A 17,378-nucleotide genomic window follows, 5' to 3' on the forward strand; every position below is an offset into this window, starting at 1 on the left:
TTCAGACTTAATTATTGATATGTGAGATATATTCAGCTGTTTGTTTCACTGATGTTAAGTCTGGGTTTGGCTGTTTTGCATAATTATGTAGTGCGATAAAAGTTTAGGTTATACCATATAACCTAAATTTCAGGCATATCCACTGCTTATTTGCTGCTTTATTCGCTATGCGGATATGGTCTAATCTGTCGCTTTAGCTCCAATTCATCCTATCTTGTTTGATTATTTATTCCTTCTTTATTCAGTTTTTCGGTTTTTACTGATGTTTTGTTGATTTTCTGTGAAATTTTTGACAAATTGTGTCCTGAACATATATTCAGCAAATTATGCTGATTGAAGGGAATCAATTTTTCAGACAGGGCAGAAAGCTGCCGAGCAGTTGAGGTCTGGTAATGGCTTTATTGGAAGTAAAGAATCTGCGTATCGAATACCCGTCACGCCACGGTGTTCACGCAGCGGTAAAATCACTGTCGTTTTCGATTGAGCGCGGCGAGATTGTAGGTGTCGTGGGTGAGTCCGGTGCGGGTAAATCGACAGTTGGTAACGCGGTTATCGACCTGTTGAGCCCCCCTGGGCAAATTGCCAGCGGCGATGTTTACCTTGACGGCGAAAAGGTCTCTGGCCTTAGCGCAGAGCAAATGCGCTCGGTGCGCGGCTCGAAGATTGGGTTTATCTTTCAGGATCCGATGACGTCGCTAAACCCGCTGTTTACGGTTGAGCAGCAGCTTACCGAAACCATCGTCACCAACTTGAAAGTCAGTCAGGATGAGGCGTTGAAGCGTGCCCTGAATTTGATGGAGCAGGTGGGTATCCCTCAGCCGGAATTACGTATTAAGCAGTACCCTCACCAGTTTTCTGGCGGTATGCGCCAGCGGGTTGTGATTGCGATAGCCCTTGCGGGTGAGCCGGATTTGATCATTGCCGATGAACCTACCACTGCATTGGATGTGTCGATTCAGGATCAGATCCTGAACTTGATCCGTGAGCTCTGCGTGAAGAAAAATGTTGGCTGTATGCTGGTAACCCATGACATGGGGGTTGTGGCCAATGTTACGGACCGCGTGGCGGTAATGTACCGCGGCGACTTGGTGGAAATTGGCGATACCGAGCAGGTGCTGTGCCGCCCTAACCACCCTTATACCCAAAGCCTTATCTCGGCAGTGCCTCGCTCCGATATCAAGCTCAAGCGCTTCCCGCTCGTGAGCTATATCGAGGAAGCCCATGAGATGAGCCAGCTGGATGTGAAGAACCACTGGTTGGGGCAAAGTGAAGATCAGCGCAGCTATACTGGCCCTTTGCTAAAGGTCGAGAATGTGAACCTGCGCTTTGTTACTAAGGACTCGTTTTTCGAAAGCCGCCGTGAATACGTCCAAGCCAATAATGACGTCAGCTTTGAGATCTTCGAAGGTGAAACATTCGGCCTGGTTGGTGAGTCGGGCTCCGGTAAGTCGACGATTGCCCGGGCGATCACCGGTTTGTACCCGCCTAACTCCGGTAAGATCACCTTTGAAGGGGTGGATCTTACCGCGCTGAAAAATGAAGCCGAGCGCCGTCCGCTGCGCCGCCAGATGCAGATGGTGTTCCAGAACCCGTATACCTCGATGAACCCGAGGATGAAAATTGCCGATATCATTGCTGAGCCTATTCGTTTCCACAAGTTAACGGAAAGCGAGAGCCAGACCCAGCAAATTGTCAACGACCTGCTGGATCATGTTGGCCTTGGCAAGGCAGCCGGCGTGAAGTACCCGCATGAATTCTCGGGCGGCCAACGCCAGCGAATTTCTATCGCCCGTGCACTGGCGACACGTCCTCGCTTGTTGATCTGTGACGAGCCGACGTCGGCACTGGATGTGTCGGTACAGGCGCAAATCCTTAACCTGCTAAAAGATCTGCAAGACGAGCTGAACCTGACCATGCTGTTTATCAGCCATGACCTGCCGGTGATCCGCCAGATGTGTGACCGTATCGGGGTGATGCAAAAGGGCACCCTGCTAGAGGTGGCGCCAACCGAGCAGTTGTTCACCAACCCGCAGCACCAATACAGCAAACAGCTTATTTCGCTGATGCCAGAGTTTAAGGGCATGAGCCAAGAAGGATTGAAGTTAGCTTAACCAACCTCGCCAGGTGGCTGGCAGGAAACTAATAAAAGCAAACACAACAGCAAGGGGAGTTAACTCCCCCGCATAAAGGAGCTATGCAATGAAAACCATCAAGACCAAGCTGGCAGTCGCTTTAATGGCCGCAGGCCTAAGTTTTAGTGCAGCCGCAGCAGACATCAAAGTTGCTTATGACGCTGACCCAGTATCACTGGATCCGCATGAGCAGCTATCGGGTGGTACGCTGCAAATGTCTCACATGGTATTTGACCCGTTGGTGCGTTATACCCAGTCTTTGGATTTTGAACCGCGCCTGGCTGAAAGCTGGGAGCGTGTTGATGCCAATACTTTCCGCTTTAAGCTGCGCCAAGGGGTGAAGTTCCACTCAGGCAACGAGATGACTGCCGACGATGTGGTATGGACATTCAAGCGCTTGAAGGACTCACCAGACTTCAAGGCGATCTTCGAACCGTACTCAGAGCTGAAAAAAGTAGACGACTACACGGTTGAGCTGATCTCGAAAGGCCCATATCCGCTAGTCCTTCAGACGGCGACTTACATCTTCCCGATGGACAGCAAGTTCTACTCAGGCAAGACGGCTGATGGTAAAGACAAGGCAGAGTTGGTTAAGCACGGTAACTCTTTCGCATCGACCAATGTTTCAGGTACAGGCCCGTTCATCGTGACGGCGCGTGAGCAGGGCGTGAAGGTGGACTTTGAGCGCTTTGCTGATTACTGGGACAAGGACTCGAAAGGTAACGTTGATAAGCTAACCCTAGTGCCAATCAAAGAAGACGCGACCCGTGTGGCAGCCCTGCTGTCTGGCGGTGTTGACATGATTGCGCCGGTAGCGCCGAACGATCATGACCGAGTGAAAAACGCCAAGGGTGTGGATCTGGTGACGCTGCCGGGTACCCGTATCATCTCGTTCCAGATGAACCAGAACTCTAACGAAGCGCTGAAAGACGTGCGTGTTCGCCAGGCGATTGTTCACGCTATCAACAACGAAGGCATCGTGAAGAAAATCATGAAGGGCTTCGCAACGGCTGCTGGCCAGCAGGGCCCTGAAGGCTACGCCGGTTACGATGCTGAGCTAACGCCGCGCTATGATCTGAAAAAAGCCAAAGCGCTGATGAAAGAAGCTGGCTACGAAGACGGCTTCAAGCTAACCATGATGGCACCGAACAACCGTTACGTGAACGATGCTAAGGTGGCTCAGGCAACGGCAGCGATGCTATCGAAGATTGGTATCAAGGTTGACCTGAAGACCCTACCGAAAGCGCAGTACTGGCCTGAGTTCGATGTTTGTGCAGCAGACATGATGATGATTGGCTGGCACTCGGATACGGAAGATTCGGCGAACTTCTCTGAGTTCCTGACCATGACTCGTAACGAGGAAACCGGTAAGGGCCAGTACAACTGTGGCTACTACTCGAACACCGAAGTCGACAAGCTAGTTGAAGCATCGAATGTGGAAACGGATCCGGCTAAGCGTGCAGAGATGCTACAGCAGGTTGAGGCAACGCTATACAACGATGCGGCGTTCGTTCCTCTGCACTGGCAAAACCTGGCTTGGGGTGCAAGCAGCAACCTACAGATCAAGCCTATCGTGAATGCGATGAACTTCCCTTACTTCGGCGACCTAGTGGTTGAAGGTAAGTAAGCAATAACACCACGGCGAAGTGATTCGCCAGTAGTACTCGGTGCCGGCAGTTGTGCCGGCACCGATTTTAAGGATGATAAAAGGGGCAGGGAATGTTTACGTTTCTGGTCAAGCGCCTGTTTCAGGCACTGATAGTGATGTTTGTGATCAGTCTGGTGGCTTTTGCTATCCAGGATAACCTAGGCGACCCGCTGCGCGAGCTGGTGGGGCAGTCGGTATCAGAAGCTGAACGTCAACAACTACGTGACGAGTTGGGTCTTAACGATCCGTTTGTGACTAAATACAGCCGTTTTCTTGGCAATGCGCTGCAAGGCGACTTAGGTACCTCCTATTTCTTCAAGCGACCAGCAACAGAGGTGATCCTTGATAAGCTGGTGGCAACGCTCGAGCTGGTGTTCGGGGCAACACTCATCATCATAGTGGTGTCGATACCGCTCGGGGTCTATTCCGCTATTCACCCCAATAGCTTTTTCACCAAAGCCGTGATGGCATTCAGTAGTATCGGTATTTCCATCCCGGTGTTCCTGACCGCCATTATGCTGATGTACGTATTCTCGATAGAACTGGGCTGGCTGCCGTCATATGGCCGGGGCGAGACCGCCAATGTATTGGGCTGGGAGTCCGGCTACTTCACCCTTGATGGCCTGCGGCACTTGGTTCTGCCTTGTATTGCCCTTGCTTCTATCATGCTTCCGTTGTTTATCCGCTTGGTGCGCTCTGAAATGCTAGAGGTGCTGAGCTCGGAGTACATCAAGTTTGCCAAGGCCAAGGGCCTGGCAATGAACAAAATCTATTACCAGCATGCACTGAAAAACACCATGCTGCCGGTACTGACGGTGGGCGGGGTGCAGATCGGCACCATGGTCGCTTATACCATCCTTACCGAAACCGTATTCCAGTGGCCGGGTACGGGCTTCCTGTTCCTTGAGGCCATCAACCGGGTAGATACCCCGCTGATCACCGCTTATGTCATCTTCGTTGGCTTGATATTCGTGGTAACCAATACCATTGTTGACCTGCTTTACGGCTTGGTTAACCCGACTGTTAATCTGACTGGCAAGGGAGAGTAAGTCATGAGCAGTACGACAGCTGTCGTTCCAAGCCGTTGGGAACGTTTTAAAAATTCTGACTTTTTGTATTACTTCCGCAAAGACAAAGTAGCGATGTTCAGCTTTGCGGTATTTTTGGTGTTTGCATTATCGGCCATCTTGGCGCCGGTGGTCGCACCAACCAACCCTTATGATCTATCGACCATCGATATTATGGACTCCGAGCTGCCGCCGTCTTGGATGGAAGAGGGAGATAGCCGCTTCTTGCTCGGTACGGATGATCAGGGGCGCGATATCTTCTCCACCATCCTGTATGGCTCTCGCCTGTCGCTGACTATCGGCTTGTTGGCTGTGGGCTTGCAGTTGTTCCTTGGGGTGATCATCGGCCTGAGTGCGGGTTACTACGGTGGCCGTGTCGATAGCTTCCTGATGCGCTTTGCCGATGTCCAGTTGTCATTCTCAACCATGATGGTGGCCATTATCGTGTCGGCAATCTTCCGCACGGCGCTCGGGGCGGAAATGTTTGCCCAGTATGCGGTGGTGATGCTGGTGGTGATCATCGGTATTGCAGAATGGCCGCAATACGCCCGTACCGTGCGTGCATCGGTGTTGGCCGAGAAGAAGAAGGAATACGTCGAGGCTGCCCGTGTGATGGGCTTCAAGGCACCGCGTATTATGTTCAGCCATATCTTGCCAAACTGCTTGTCGCCGATTTTGGTTATCTCGACGGTGCAGGTTGCTAACGCCATCATGTCGGAAGCCGCGCTGTCGTTCCTTGGCCTGGGCTTGCCGGTGGATCAGCCGTCGCTGGGCTCGCTGATCAGTATCGGTTTCAACTACATCTTCTCGGGCTCATGGTGGATCACTGCCTTCCCTGGGTTGGTTCTGGTGACCTTGGTATTGGTGATCAACCTGCTGGGTGACTGGCTACGTGATGTCTTCAACCCGAAAATTTACAAAGGGTGATAGCCAAAACGCCTCGAGTCCTCTAAGTTATTCCGTTATAGCTAGTTTTAGACGGAATGATCATGATAGATATCGGGGTGAACCTAACCAATAACCGGTTTGATAAAGATCGCGATGAGGTAGTAATCCGGGCTCGGGAAGCCGGTGTGCACAGCTTGATTCTGACCGGTACCAGCATCGAAGAAAGCCAGCAGGCGTTGCAAATGGCACGCCGCTGGCCCCACTATTGTTACAGCACCGCCGGTGTTCATCCCCATGACGCCAAGACGGTGGATGATTTAAGCCTGCCTGTGATCCGCGAGCTTGCCCAATCACCCGAAGTTGTCGCGATTGGTGAGTGCGGCCTCGACTTTAACCGTGATTTTTCCCCCCGCCCGCAACAAGAAGCGGTGTTTGAGGCGCAGTTGGCGTTAGCGGCTGAGCTTAATATGCCGGTCTTCATGCACTGCCGTGATGCCCACGAGCGGTTTGTCGATATTCTCAAGCCTTGGCGCGACAAGTTGCCCGCGGCGGTCTTGCACTGCTTTACCGGTAGCGAAGCGGAGCTGCGCGAGTGCCTGGCGCTGGATCTGCATATCGGGATCACCGGCTGGGTGTGCGACGAGCGCAGGGGAACCGAGTTGCGCGATATCGTGAAGTATATTCCGGCCGATAAGTTGATGATCGAAACGGATTGCCCTTATCTGCTGCCACGGGACTACCGTCCCAAGCCGAAATCCAGCCGCAATGAGCCCAAGTTCTTGCCCCATATCGCATCGGTGATCGCCCAGTGCCGTGGTGAAGACCCGCAGGCTGTGATGGCGCAGTCGTACGCGACAACCCAGGCATTTTTTAAAATCGGAGCTCCTGTCTCGTGACGGGAGTGGTATTATCAGAAAAAAGCGAATGATAAACCCTTACAAGGAGAAAGCAGTGTCTGTATCTATTCAGGGCGCGTTTCCGGCTCGTCGTATGCGTCGCATGCGCAAGCATGACTTTAGTCGCCGTTTAATGGCAGAAAACCAGATTTCTGCCAATGACCTGATCTACCCAATGTTTATCTTGATGGGTAAGAACCGCCGCGAGACGGTGGACTCGATGCCGGGTATTGAGCGCCTGTCGATTGACCTGATGCTGCTTGAAGCTGAGTATCTTGCCAAGCTAGGCGTGCCTGCTATTGCCCTTTTCCCTGTGGTTTCACAGGACTTCAAGTCAGTTTGTGCAGCGGAAGCCTACAACCCGGAAGGCTTGGTACAGCGTGCCGTTCGCCTGCTGAAGGAGCATGTGCCGCAAATGGGCGTCATCACCGATGTTGCCCTGGATCCGTTTACCGTTCACGGCCAAGACGGCATCATTGACGAAGACGGCTACGTCATTAATGATGTGACCACCGAAGTGCTGATCAAGCAGGCGCTATCCCATGCCGAGGCGGGTGCCGATGTCGTGGCGCCGTCAGACATGATGGATGGCCGAATTGGTGCGATCCGCGAGGCATTGGAAGATGCGGGCCATATCCATACCCAGATCATGGCGTATTCGGCGAAGTACGCTTCCCACTACTATGGCCCGTTCCGCGACGCAGTCGGCTCGGCGGGCAACCTGAAGGGCGGTGACAAGAAAACCTACCAGATGGACCCGGCCAACAGCGATGAAGCCTTGCACGAAGTGGCCATGGACGTTAACGAAGGCGCGGATATGGTGATGGTGAAGCCGGGTATGCCGTACCTGGATGTGGTTCGCCGGGTGAAGAGCGAGCTGCAGGTACCGACCTTTGCCTACCAAGTATCGGGTGAATACGCGATGCACATGGCGGCAATCCAAAATGGTTGGCTCAAAGAGCGCGAAACCGTGATGGAGTCGCTGCTGTGCTTCAAGCGTGCTGGTGCCGATGGCATCCTGACCTACTTTGCCAAGAATGTGGCGGAGTGGTTGGCAGAGGAAGCGGCAGAGCGCGGTGCGCAGCTAGACAGCAAGCCGGAGTAATTCCAGCCAAACCAATACCGGAGCGAGGCCATGGGCCTCGCTTTTTTTATGGCGGCAAGCTGGCTAGGGTTGCACGTTGCGGTTGATGGGGTTTTGCAGCGAGATCAGGGTCTCGGTCGACTGGACCTCGTCGATGGCCTGCAGCTTGTCGATCAGCACGTACTGCAATTCCTCGATGGACTTGCACATCAACTTGACGAAAATATTGTAGGCGCCGGTGGTGTAGTAGGCCTCGACCACCTCGTCGAGCTCGTTGAGCTTGGCAAGGGCGGAATGGTAGTCGCGGGCGGCATTGAGGTTGATGCCGATAAAGCAGCATACGTCATAGCCGAGCAATTTCGGGTTCACCACCACCTCGGTGCCGGTAATGATTTCAGCGGCGCGCATCTTCTCGACGCGGACATGGACCGTGGCCGGGCTGACATTGAACCGCTTTGCCATTTCGGCATACGGGGTGCGGGCATCGGTCATCAATGCATTGAGGATCTCGCGGTCGAGATCATCCATTCGGATTGGTGGCGTCATGTGGAAGCAATCTTTTGTTTATACGGGCATCTACCTATCTTATACTGTCCCTCGCTGAAATTTCTAACAATTCCCAAATGTCAGGCAGGACTCCTTGAGCATCATGCGGTTTTTCGTTGTATTGTTTTTTTTGTGGGGCGGGATAGCCTCAGCCCAGCAACAGGATATCCTGGTTATCCATTCCTATCATCAGGGGATGCAGTGGACTGATATTGTGCAAGACGGTATCGAGTCGGTTACCGATACCTCGCCTTCGCCAATCCCCCTTCGCGTGAGCTACATGGATAGTAAGCGCTACCAATCCGAAAACTTCATGGGCGAGCTGGTTGAGATCTACCGGGCAAAGCTCCGGCGCAAGCAGTATCGAGCGATTGTCGCGGCGGATAACAACGCCCTCTGGCTCATCAACCAGCTTGGCGATCTTGTCGGTGAAACCCCGGTGGTGTTGGTCGGTATTGATGGCTACCACCCTAGCATGCACCATAACCTCAGCAATGTTGCCGGGGTGCTGGAGCAAAACGAGCTGGCTGCCAATTTGTCGCTGGCGCTGACCTTCCAGCCCGAACTGCAAAAAGTGTTGGTGATTGCTGACAATACGACAACGGGGAAGGCGAAGTGGAAGGGTTTTGATGATTACCTCTCGACCAACTACCTCGATCTTGACGTTCAGCGTATCAGTGACGCGAGCTTTCGCCAGTTGTTTGACGAAGTGGCGGCCCTGCCGCCGCAATCGGCCGTCATTTACTTGAGCTACTTCCATGACGGTAATGGCAGGTACATGGATGACAGCGACTTCCTTACTGAGCTGACCGAGCAGTCGTCGGCCCCGGTCTACGCGCCCTACCAGTTTATGCTCCAGTACGGCGTGGTCGGTGGCATGATGGCCAGTGGTTTCGAGAAGGGGCAGCAGGCCGGCCAGCTATTGCTATCGATTGTGAACGGCCAAGTTGCCCAATACCCGGTTTTTATCCGTAACCAAGGCAAGAAGATCTTCAATTATCCGGTGATGGCCCGCTGGGGGCTCAGTGCCAATGACAGTGATGCCCTGATCCTCAACCAACCGGCAGGCTGGCTCGAGCGCTACCGGAGCGAAATCCGGGTGCTGACGGTGTCCGTTGGCGTCATGAGCGGGGTGATCATCTTGCTGGGCATGGTGATCCGCCGACTGCAAAAGGGCGAGCAAAGGTTGAAGCAGAGCCGGGCGCTATTCGAAGGCGTGTTCGACCAGAGCTTCCAGTATATCGGTATCTTGGATATTAACGGCTTGCTGGTATCGGGCAACCTGGCATTGCAAGGCTTGCTCGGTCGCTCGGTGATCAAGTATGACCGGGCTATCTGGCGTTGGTTTTGCTGGGATCAAAATGCCATGCTGGCGCTGAAACGCTCCTTTGAGGCGGTGGAGCTGGAACAGCAGATGCGCCTGGAGCTGGCAGTGCAAAGCGCCGAGGATGGCTACCGCATGCTGGATATCTCGATGAAGCGGCTGCCTTACGGGGTGAGCAACGAAACCCAGATCTTGTTTGAGGCAAGGGATGTGACCGCCCGCTACCAGATGGAAGAAAAGTTGCGCGAGCGGGAAGTGAGCTACCGCCTGCTTTACGAGCAGCAGCCCGTGATGCTGATGACGGTAGACAGCCAGTCCCGCATCCAGTCGGTGAACCAATTTGCCGCCGATCTGCTTGGCTACGGCAAGCGCGAGTTGCTGGGGCATAAAGTGTCGGACTTTTACCATAGCGATGAGCTTAAGCCGCAGCAATTTATCTCGGCCGCGAGCGATAGCGGTGCCGACAAGGTTTGGCGCCGCCAGCTGCAATACTGTTGTGCCGACGGCCGCCGGGTTTGGATCAGGGAGGTGATCAGGCCAATGCAGTCGAAGCAGCAGCTATTGGTGGTTGGGGAAGACATCACCTCAACCCGGGCGCTGGAAGAGCAGCTGGCGTACCAGGCCTGCCACGATTACCTGACGGACCTGTATAACCGCAATTATTTCGAGCAGCACTTGGAGCAGGTGCTGGTGGAGGCGCGCGACAAAGGGGCGCGCCATGCCATGTTTTATATTGACCTTGACCAGTTCAAGGTGATCAATGATACCGCAGGCCACGAGGCCGGTGATGAAGCACTGAAGCAGGTGGCTTTGCTGCTCAAGGGGATCACCCCGGAGCAAGCGACCCTGGCCCGCCTGGGCGGCGATGAGTTTGCGGTTATCCTGCACCACTGCACCATGGAAGAAGCGGTAAAATTTGGCCGTGAGGTGCTGTATGTACTCGACGAGGCCTCCTTCTACTGGCAGAGCGCCCGCTTTAACTTCAGCTGCTCTATCGGCATTCGCTTGATTGACGAAACTTCGGGCTCGTCCCAGCAGGTGCATGCCCAGGCCGATACGGCATGCTACGCCGCCAAGGACGAAGGCCGGAATCGACTACACTTGTACCATCCTGATGATGAAGAGCTGCGCCGCCGCGAGCAGGAAATGGCGTGCGTGAGCTTGATCCGGCGGGCCTTGGCTGACAAGCAACTTGAGCTCTATGCCCAGCAAATTGCCCCGCTGGGGGCTGCGTGCTCTCGCCACCACTATGAAATCCTGGTTAGGCTGCGTAGCCCGGAGGGCGAGATGGTTTCGCCGGGCTTGTTTATGCCGGCGGCGGAGCGCTATAACTTGGCACACCTCATCGACCGCTATGTGGTTAATGAGGTGATTGACTGGCTCGACGCTCACCCCGAAGCGGTAGCGCAACTGGAGATGTGCGCGATCAACCTGTCGGGCCAATCGATGGGCGATCGCGACTTTGTTCGCTTCCTGATTGAAAAGATCAGCCAGTCCGGCCTGCCGAGCGACAGGTTCTGCCTTGAGATCACCGAAACGGCGGCGATTGGCAATATGAGCGAGGCTATCCAGCTGTTTACCCGCCTCAAGACCTTGGGGTGCAAGATATCGCTGGATGATTTTGGCTCTGGGCTCTCGTCGTTTGGCTACCTCAAGCGGCTGCCGGTCGATATCATCAAGATTGACGGCATGTTTGTCCGTGATATTGCCGATGACGAAATGGACTTTGCCATGGTCAAGGTCATCAACGAGCTGGCCAAGAAGATGGGCAAGCAGACGGTGGCGGAGTTCGTCGAGAGCGAGGCGATCCTGGCCCGCCTCAAGGCGCTAGAAGTGGATTATGCCCAGGGTTACCTGTTTGGCCAGCCCAAGCCGCTGGCCGAGCTGGTTGGGCAATTGAGCCAAGAGGAAGAGGTGGTATAATCCCACCCCCTTATACCCGCCGCTGCCCGTGGCCGGGATAGTGAACTAACCGGAGACCCCAGTGCAACTAGCCCTAATCTGTGAACACCCCGAACGCCAGAATGAACTCGACTTGCTCGCGCAGCGTTGGGGGCTGGAGGATGATCCTGACAGTGTCTTTGCCTTGGTGCTGACAGCCGAGCGCTTGGAGTTGCGCAAGCTGGATGAACCTAAGCTTGGGGCGGTTTACGTTGATTTGGCGGGTGGTGCGGTGGCGCATCGACGCAAGTTCGGTGGTGGCCGCGGCCAGGCGATTGCCAAGGCGGTTGGCCTCAAGGGCGGGGTGACCCCGACGGTGGTCGATGGAACCGCTGGCCTTGGCCGTGATGCGTTTGTGCTCGCTTCGCTGGGTTGCAAGGTGCAGATGGTTGAGCGCCACCCGGTTGTGGCGGCGTTGCTTGATGACGGCTTGGCGCGCGCCAAGCAAGATGCCGATATTGGCAGCTGGGTGGGGGAGCGAATGACTTTGCTCCACGCGTCCAGCCATAATGCCTTGGAGCAATTGGCTGCCGACCCCGACTTTGCCGCACCGGATGTGGTGTATTTGGATCCTATGTACCCGCACAAGAAAAAATCCGCGTTGGTGAAAAAAGAGATGCGGGTATTCCAGACCTTGGTGGGGGCCGATAACGATGCCGATGCCTTGTTGGCACCGGCGATGGCATTGGCGACCAAGCGCGTGGTGGTGAAGCGGCCGGATTATGCGGAGTTTCTGGCCGAGCAAAAGCCATCGACAGCTATCGAGACCAAGAAAAACCGATTTGATGTCTACGTTAAGGCGGCAATGAAGTAGCCTTTCGCCATGGGCATGGTATAACTGATGATTATACCAATTTGCCTTATAGGTTGTTGTTTGCCGCTATGATGGAAGGTAAAGACAGTCAACGATGGGGTGTCTTTGCTGGAGGAAGAGGTAATGGCAAAGTCGTTATGTAAGTATCGCCGGATTGAGATTGCGGACAAGTTTGCTGAAATCAGCAAGATTGTCAGTATGCCTAATTTCATTTGTAGCAGCTGCGCCCGTGTTGCCCGCGACAAAGGTTACCTATGTAAGCCGAGCTCGCTAAGCGTTCGCTCTGCCGCCCCTGTGGCGGTGTCGGCACCAACCCCGGCCGCATCCGAGGCCGAGGCGAAATCGCACCTTGCCGCGCTGTCGGTGATTGAGCACGAGCAGCCGATCACGGCGCCGCAGGTGACCAAGAAGCAGGCTAAAAAGCTGAAGAAAGTCGCGAAGAAGAAACATAAGAGCCTGAAGAAGGCGGCCAAGGCCGTTAAGCAGTATGACAAGGCGATGCAAAAAGCCAAGCAGGCGTTGCAGATGTAGCGTAAAGCGAGGGCTGAATGGCAGGCACAAAAAAACCTCCGGAGCGGAGGTTTTTTTATATCTGACGATTATGATTCTTTGATCAGCACTGCAGTCATTAGGCAGGTGATAACAGAAACAATGATGCCAGAAACGATTAACCAAGGAAGCATATCCATAGTTAGTTATCCATCTGTTGAGCAACAAGAGTAGCTATTGAATACTTTTTACATACTGCTATCAATGGCACAGATATAAGATGAAATGACTGTTAACAATTAGAAACAATTATGCGCGTATGGACACATAAATCATTGCTAATAAGTATAAAAAAGCACCCATCAGGGTGCTTTTTAATGACAAAATGTAATGTTGCCTAAATGTTAATTTTTAACAGGTAGTGCTAGCGTTAGCGCCTGGCGAGACATGTCTGCTGCTGCCTGGCCTTGTTCTAGCTTCTCAAGGACATCCACCAGGTAACCGTAATCAACAACATTAGGGTGAAGGGCAATGGCCTTCTCGAAGTGATCTTTTGCTTTCTCCCACTTTTGCTCGTACATGAACAACTGGCCCAATGCGCTATGGGTGCTTGGGTTGCTGCTGTCGTAGCGCAGGAGATCTTGCAAGCGAACAATTGCCGGGTGGTAATCTGCCAGCTTCAGGGTCGGAACCAGCTCAATCAGGTTGTTGTCGTTGTTCTTTTTCAACGTGTCGCGCAGTACGCCGTATGCTTCGCTGTCGGCGTTTTGCTCGCTCATAAGGCGAACGAAGCAGGCAACAAGCTCTGGGCGCTGCTTGGCCTTGCGGCTCAGGCTGTTCCAGTGGCCCATCAGGCCCTCGCTACCACTGTGCTTCGCCAGGTGGGCCATGATGCCGCACTCGGCCTTGATTTCCAGTGCCGTCACTTCTTCGGCCTGAAGCACACCGGCTTTCTCCAACTGTGGCAATAGTGCCAGCAATGGCTTCCAGTCTTCCAGCTTAAGGTAGCAATCTTTCAATAGTGACAACAAGATAGGGTTGCGGCTGTGATCCTGCTTGATTTCTTGCAGGGTTGCCATGGCTTGCTCGTATTGCTGCTGGCGGAACTGAAGCTTGGCGCGGGTGAGTGCCACTGCCAGGCTCTGGCCGTCAATATCGGCGGCTTGCTTTAGGTACTCGTCGCGCTGGCTAGAGTCGCCTTGGCCTTGCGCGGCTTCTGCGGCGGCAAGGTAGTTCAGCAGCGGTGCATCGCTGTGCTTGGCTGATTTCACAACCAGCTTCTCGGCTTGCTTCCAGTCACCTTCGATAACTTTCATCAGGCCGTCAGACGTTTGCTGGCGAGCTTTGCGGGTTTTGCGGCCAGAGAACCAACCGCGGGTTGAGCTGCCCAGTGAAAACAGGCGCTTTAGGATAGTCTCAAGCAGGAAGAAGGCACCGAACAGCACCACAACCAGCAAGATCAGGGTGGTTAGGCTCATTTCCAGGGTTTGGTTGGCGACCGAAATCAAGACATAGCCTTGGTTGCCAGCCAGCATTGGGCCGACAACGATACCGGCGATCAGGGCAGCAACCAGCAATAATAGTTTGATCATGCTGGGTTCTCCTCTGTGCTAAGCGGCTTCACTTGCTGGCGCAGGCGTTCGCTGATGGCATCGGTGATCAGTGGTTGGGAATCCAGTTTGCTTGGGTAGCTTGCTTCGATATTTTCTTTCGCCAGCGCATCAAGTGTTTCGATGAAGCTCTGTGCGGCAGGATCTTCCATATCGTAGAACTGTTCAGCCCAGTCTTTGGCCATGGTTAGCGAGGTGGCGTAAAGCTCGCCTTGCTCGCGGTAAACCGACTTGATCGCGGTTTCTAGCTTGGACTTGATGTTCTCTTGCAGGTAGAAGTCTTGCTTTGGCGATAGCAGCGGGATCACGCTACCGTCACGGGTGCGGTAGGTCACGAAGTGCTCACTGAAGTTTTTCAGCGAAGTCATCAGGTTTTGCTTCCAGTCGTCAACCGAGGTGGTGACATCGGCCTCTGCAACCACTTGGGCCTCAGGCAGGACGGCATTGGCCAGCGGCAGGTTAGACACCTGCTGCTGGAGGCTGGTTAGGCGCAGCACCAAGCCGTCGCGGTCAACGCGGGCAACCGCCTTCAATGCGGTGATATCAGTGTGCATGGCTTCGCGGATAGGGGTTAGGCTCGGATCATTGAGCTCGGCGATACGGTGGTCGGCAGACTCCAGCAAGATGGTGGCACTCACGGTATCGTGCTCAAGCCATAGCTTGCGGCCGGCCATTTTGACTAGGTAGTCGGCTTCGGCAAGCAGCCAATCGTTCGGGCGTCGGCCTTTCATTTCCGACAGGGCCATTTGCAGGCCGGTGATCGACTTGCTTTGCTGCTCGAGAGACACTTCGGTGCTCTGCAAGCTGCTGCTAACCTGGCTCTGGGTTTCCTGCTGGGCTGCGCCTAACTTTGATTGCATACCGCTGAGCTTTTGCTGGAAATCTTGCTGCATTGCCGCCATTTGGGCATTTTGCGCTTGGGTTTGCTGGTGGCCGTGGTAGTAAAGGCCCGCACCCAGTGCAATCACAAGTGCGATGGCGATGGCACCGGTTTTGCTACCGCTGCTTTTGGTTTCGGTAGGCTGTGGCTGTGCCGGAGTGGCTGCAGCTTCCTTCTGGGGCGCATCGGCTTTCTTTGCCGCCGGCTGCTTTGGTGCCTGTGCTTTGGCGCTTGAGTGGCCTCGTTTCCCAGAAGTGCTTGGTGCTGCGGATTTTTGGTTATCTGCAGGGGTTTCGTTATTGGTTTTTTTATCAGTCATCCGATTTTCCCATCGTGCCTATTTTGCTTAGGGTAGTGAGGAGTGGGCCGTTCGCCGCACTTCCCACAGTGGAAATTGTATTAAAACCAAGCTGCTTGGCTTGGTCTGCGATTCGCTGGCTTGGTACGAAAAGATGGCATTGATAAAACCAAGCCTTGGCGTCGTCGGGTACTAACTGTGCCAAATGGTTGAGCTGTTCACCACTGGTGATCACCAGTTTTGAGACATGCTCCCTTTGCCATTGTTGGCAGAGTGCTCGGCCATCCAGCGGAAGCCAGCTGCGCTGGTAGGTTTCGCAGTAGCTCACATAGGCACCTCGTTGCGCAAGGGCTTGATACATGAGCTCTCTTCCACCATTGCCGCGCAGGATCAGAATGCGCTTGGCGTCGACGCTAGCCAGTTCCGGCAGTGCCAGTACGCCCTCGCTGTCGTATCGCTCAACGGGCGTGATCACCGGTTGGGCGGTACAAGTCTTCATCATTGCGGCGGTTTTATGTCCGACAGCTATATAATGCACGTTTTTGGGCCAGCTGGCACCTACCGACAGTAAGTAATTGTGCGCTAGGTTGATGGCATGGACACTGACGGCAATCAGGAAATCGCCTGCTTTTAGCTGTTGGAGTGAAGAAATAAGTTGATTAAGTTGCTGACCCGGCTGAATTTCCAGCAGGGGTTGGGCAATAGCACTGATCCCCGCCGCATCCAGTTGCTCGGCAAGCTGGTGGCAGTCGGGTGCGGGGCGGGTGATCAGGACCGTCATTTAGGCGTCGCCGTAGAGCTTGTCTAGGATTGTCTTGGCGCCATCTGCCAGCAGCTGGTCGGCCAACTTGACGCCCAGACGCTCGGCATCCGCGGCATCACCGCTAATCTCGCCGCGCACGATTTGGCTGCCGTCCGGCTCGCCAACGAGGGCGCGTAGCCAGATTTTGTCGCCTTGTAGCTCCGAGTAGCTACCGATTGGCACCTGGCAGCCACCTTGCAGGCGGTTGTTCATCGCACGCTCGCACAGTACGCGGGTGGCCGTTTCCTGGTGGTTGAGTGCATCCAACAGGCCGCGCACTCGCTGATCGTCAAGGCGGCACTCGATACCGACGGCACCTTGGCCAACCGCAGGGAGGCTGGTTTCAGGGGCAATGGCATCACGGATACGGTCTTCCATCTCTAGGCGCTTAAGGCCGGCGCAGGCCAGGATAATGGCGTCGTATTCGCCGTCGTCCAGCTTGCGAAGGCGGGTGTTGACGTTGCCGCGCAAGTCTTTGACCACCAAGTCAGGGCGCTGGGCACGCAGCTGGCATTGGCGGCGCAGGCTTGAGGTGCCCACCACGGCGCCGGCCGGCAGTTCGTCGATATTGTTGTAGGTGTTCGATACGAAAGCGTCGCGCGGGTCTTCGCGTTCACAAATGGTCACCAGGCCCAGTCCTTCAGGGAACTCGACCGGGACATCTTTCATTGAGTGGACGGCGATATCGGCGCGGCCTTCAAGCATCGCCACTTCTAGCTCTTTGACAAATAACCCCTTGCCGCCAACTTTTGCCAGCGGGGTATCAAGGATGATGTCACCCTTGGTGACCATTGGCACCAGTTCGACAGACAGCCCTGGGTGGGCTTGCTCAAGCGCATCTTTTACAAACTCGGCTTGCCACATGGCCAAAGGGCTTTTTCGCGTGGCAATACGGATAGGGGTGTCAGTCATACAATCGGATCCATAGTTAAGCTAGCTATTGTTACTAATCCTACCAC

Annotated in this window: 14 protein-coding genes; 9 read left to right on the forward strand and 5 right to left on the reverse strand. The window is 54.4% G+C overall.

Going from position 1 to position 17,378, the window contains the following annotated elements; translation table 11 throughout:
* Positions 1–392: 392 nt before the first annotated feature.
* From C9I98_RS22470 to hemB, 6 genes are all read left to right on the forward strand, one after another.
* Positions 393–2,111 carry an ABC transporter ATP-binding protein gene (locus tag C9I98_RS22470; RefSeq protein ID WP_036818355.1) on the forward strand — a complete coding sequence of 573 codons (1,719 nt, stop codon included), beginning with the start codon at positions 393–395 and terminating at the stop codon, positions 2,109–2,111.
* Between the two features lie 88 nt (positions 2,112–2,199).
* The gene (locus tag C9I98_RS22475) at positions 2,200–3,759 is read left to right on the forward strand and encodes an ABC transporter substrate-binding protein (protein ID WP_036818358.1); all 1,560 of its coding nucleotides are present in this window, start codon (positions 2,200–2,202) and stop codon (positions 3,757–3,759) included.
* Between the two features lie 92 nt (positions 3,760–3,851).
* On the forward strand, positions 3,852–4,829 hold the full coding sequence (locus C9I98_RS22480) for an ABC transporter permease (RefSeq protein ID WP_036818360.1): 978 nt from the start codon (positions 3,852–3,854) through the stop codon (positions 4,827–4,829).
* A gap of 3 nt (positions 4,830–4,832) precedes the next feature.
* Positions 4,833–5,774 (forward strand): ABC transporter permease, encoded by a 942-nt coding sequence (locus C9I98_RS22485; protein ID WP_036818363.1) that lies wholly within the window; start codon positions 4,833–4,835, stop codon positions 5,772–5,774.
* 62 nt (positions 5,775–5,836) lie between these two features.
* The gene (gene tatD, locus C9I98_RS22490; protein ID WP_036818366.1) at positions 5,837–6,631 is read left to right on the forward strand and encodes a 3'-5' ssDNA/RNA exonuclease TatD; all 795 of its coding nucleotides are present in this window, start codon (positions 5,837–5,839) and stop codon (positions 6,629–6,631) included.
* Between the two features lie 55 nt (positions 6,632–6,686).
* Positions 6,687–7,736 carry a porphobilinogen synthase gene (gene hemB / locus C9I98_RS22495; RefSeq protein WP_036818367.1) on the forward strand — a complete coding sequence of 350 codons (1,050 nt, stop codon included), beginning with the start codon at positions 6,687–6,689 and terminating at the stop codon, positions 7,734–7,736.
* 63 nt (positions 7,737–7,799) lie between these two features.
* On the opposite strand, the gene asnC is transcribed toward hemB, so the two are convergent.
* The gene (asnC, locus tag C9I98_RS22500; protein WP_036818368.1) at positions 7,800–8,261 is read right to left on the reverse strand and encodes a transcriptional regulator AsnC; all 462 of its coding nucleotides are present in this window, start codon (positions 8,259–8,261) and stop codon (positions 7,800–7,802) included.
* A 103-nt stretch (positions 8,262–8,364) separates the two neighbouring features.
* On the opposite strand from asnC, the gene C9I98_RS22505 reads away from it, so the two are divergent.
* The 3 genes from C9I98_RS22505 (at position 8,365) to C9I98_RS22515 (ending at position 12,871) form a co-directional block, all read left to right on the forward strand.
* Complete coding sequence (locus tag C9I98_RS22505; RefSeq protein WP_107272506.1) at positions 8,365–11,508, forward strand: EAL domain-containing protein; 3,144 nt, start codon at positions 8,365–8,367, stop codon at positions 11,506–11,508.
* A 61-nt stretch (positions 11,509–11,569) separates the two neighbouring features.
* Positions 11,570–12,340 (forward strand): class I SAM-dependent methyltransferase, encoded by a 771-nt coding sequence (locus C9I98_RS22510; RefSeq protein WP_107272507.1) that lies wholly within the window; start codon positions 11,570–11,572, stop codon positions 12,338–12,340.
* 123 nt (positions 12,341–12,463) lie between these two features.
* Positions 12,464–12,871 (forward strand): hypothetical protein, encoded by a 408-nt coding sequence (locus C9I98_RS22515; protein ID WP_036819472.1) that lies wholly within the window; start codon positions 12,464–12,466, stop codon positions 12,869–12,871.
* Between the two features lie 362 nt (positions 12,872–13,233).
* On the opposite strand, the gene C9I98_RS22520 is transcribed toward C9I98_RS22515, so the two are convergent.
* Genes C9I98_RS22520 through hemC form a run of 4 tightly spaced genes read right to left on the reverse strand, consistent with a single transcriptional unit; the run spans position 13,234 to position 17,331 of the window.
* Complete coding sequence (locus C9I98_RS22520) at positions 13,234–14,421, reverse strand: heme biosynthesis protein HemY (RefSeq protein ID WP_036819474.1); 1,188 nt, start codon at positions 14,419–14,421, stop codon at positions 13,234–13,236.
* Entirely contained in the window at positions 14,418–15,638 is a 1,221-nt protein-coding gene (locus C9I98_RS22525) for a uroporphyrinogen-III C-methyltransferase (protein WP_036819477.1), read from the reverse strand. Before C9I98_RS22525 ends, C9I98_RS22520 begins: the two co-directional genes overlap by 4 nt.
* Positions 15,631–16,398: a uroporphyrinogen-III synthase gene (locus C9I98_RS22530; protein WP_036819480.1), complete on the reverse strand. Its 768-nt coding sequence runs from the start codon at positions 16,396–16,398 to the stop codon at positions 15,631–15,633. Before C9I98_RS22530 ends, C9I98_RS22525 begins: the two co-directional genes overlap by 8 nt.
* Entirely contained in the window at positions 16,399–17,331 is a 933-nt protein-coding gene (gene hemC, locus C9I98_RS22535; RefSeq protein ID WP_036819482.1) for a hydroxymethylbilane synthase, read from the reverse strand.
* Positions 17,332–17,378 lie beyond the last annotated feature (47 nt).

The sequence above is a fragment of the Photobacterium sanctipauli genome, assembly GCF_003026495.1.
In the GTDB taxonomy this organism is placed as follows: Bacteria; Pseudomonadota; Gammaproteobacteria; order Enterobacterales; family Vibrionaceae; genus Photobacterium; species Photobacterium sanctipauli.

Bases quoted from the DNA above. Each gene is read 5' to 3' on its own strand.
- C9I98_RS22470 (WP_036818355.1), top strand. From the start codon at position 393: ATGGCTTTATTGGAAGTAAAGAATCTGCGTATCGAATACCCGTCACGC.
- C9I98_RS22475 (WP_036818358.1), top strand. From the start codon at position 2,200: ATGAAAACCATCAAGACCAAGCTGGCAGTCGCTTTAATGGCCGCAGGC.
- C9I98_RS22480 (WP_036818360.1), top strand. From the start codon at position 3,852: ATGTTTACGTTTCTGGTCAAGCGCCTGTTTCAGGCACTGATAGTGATG.
- C9I98_RS22485 (WP_036818363.1), top strand. From the start codon at position 4,833: ATGAGCAGTACGACAGCTGTCGTTCCAAGCCGTTGGGAACGTTTTAAA.
- tatD (WP_036818366.1), top strand. From the start codon at position 5,837: ATGATAGATATCGGGGTGAACCTAACCAATAACCGGTTTGATAAAGAT.
- asnC (WP_036818368.1), bottom strand. From the start codon at position 8,261: ATGACGCCACCAATCCGAATGGATGATCTCGACCGCGAGATCCTCAAT.
- C9I98_RS22505 (WP_107272506.1), top strand. From the start codon at position 8,365: ATGCGGTTTTTCGTTGTATTGTTTTTTTTGTGGGGCGGGATAGCCTCA.
- C9I98_RS22515 (WP_036819472.1), top strand. From the start codon at position 12,464: ATGGCAAAGTCGTTATGTAAGTATCGCCGGATTGAGATTGCGGACAAG.
- C9I98_RS22520 (WP_036819474.1), bottom strand. From the start codon at position 14,421: ATGATCAAACTATTATTGCTGGTTGCTGCCCTGATCGCCGGTATCGTT.
- C9I98_RS22525 (WP_036819477.1), bottom strand. From the start codon at position 15,638: ATGACTGATAAAAAAACCAATAACGAAACCCCTGCAGATAACCAAAAA.
- C9I98_RS22530 (WP_036819480.1), bottom strand. From the start codon at position 16,398: ATGACGGTCCTGATCACCCGCCCCGCACCCGACTGCCACCAGCTTGCC.
- hemC (WP_036819482.1), bottom strand. From the start codon at position 17,331: ATGACTGACACCCCTATCCGTATTGCCACGCGAAAAAGCCCTTTGGCC.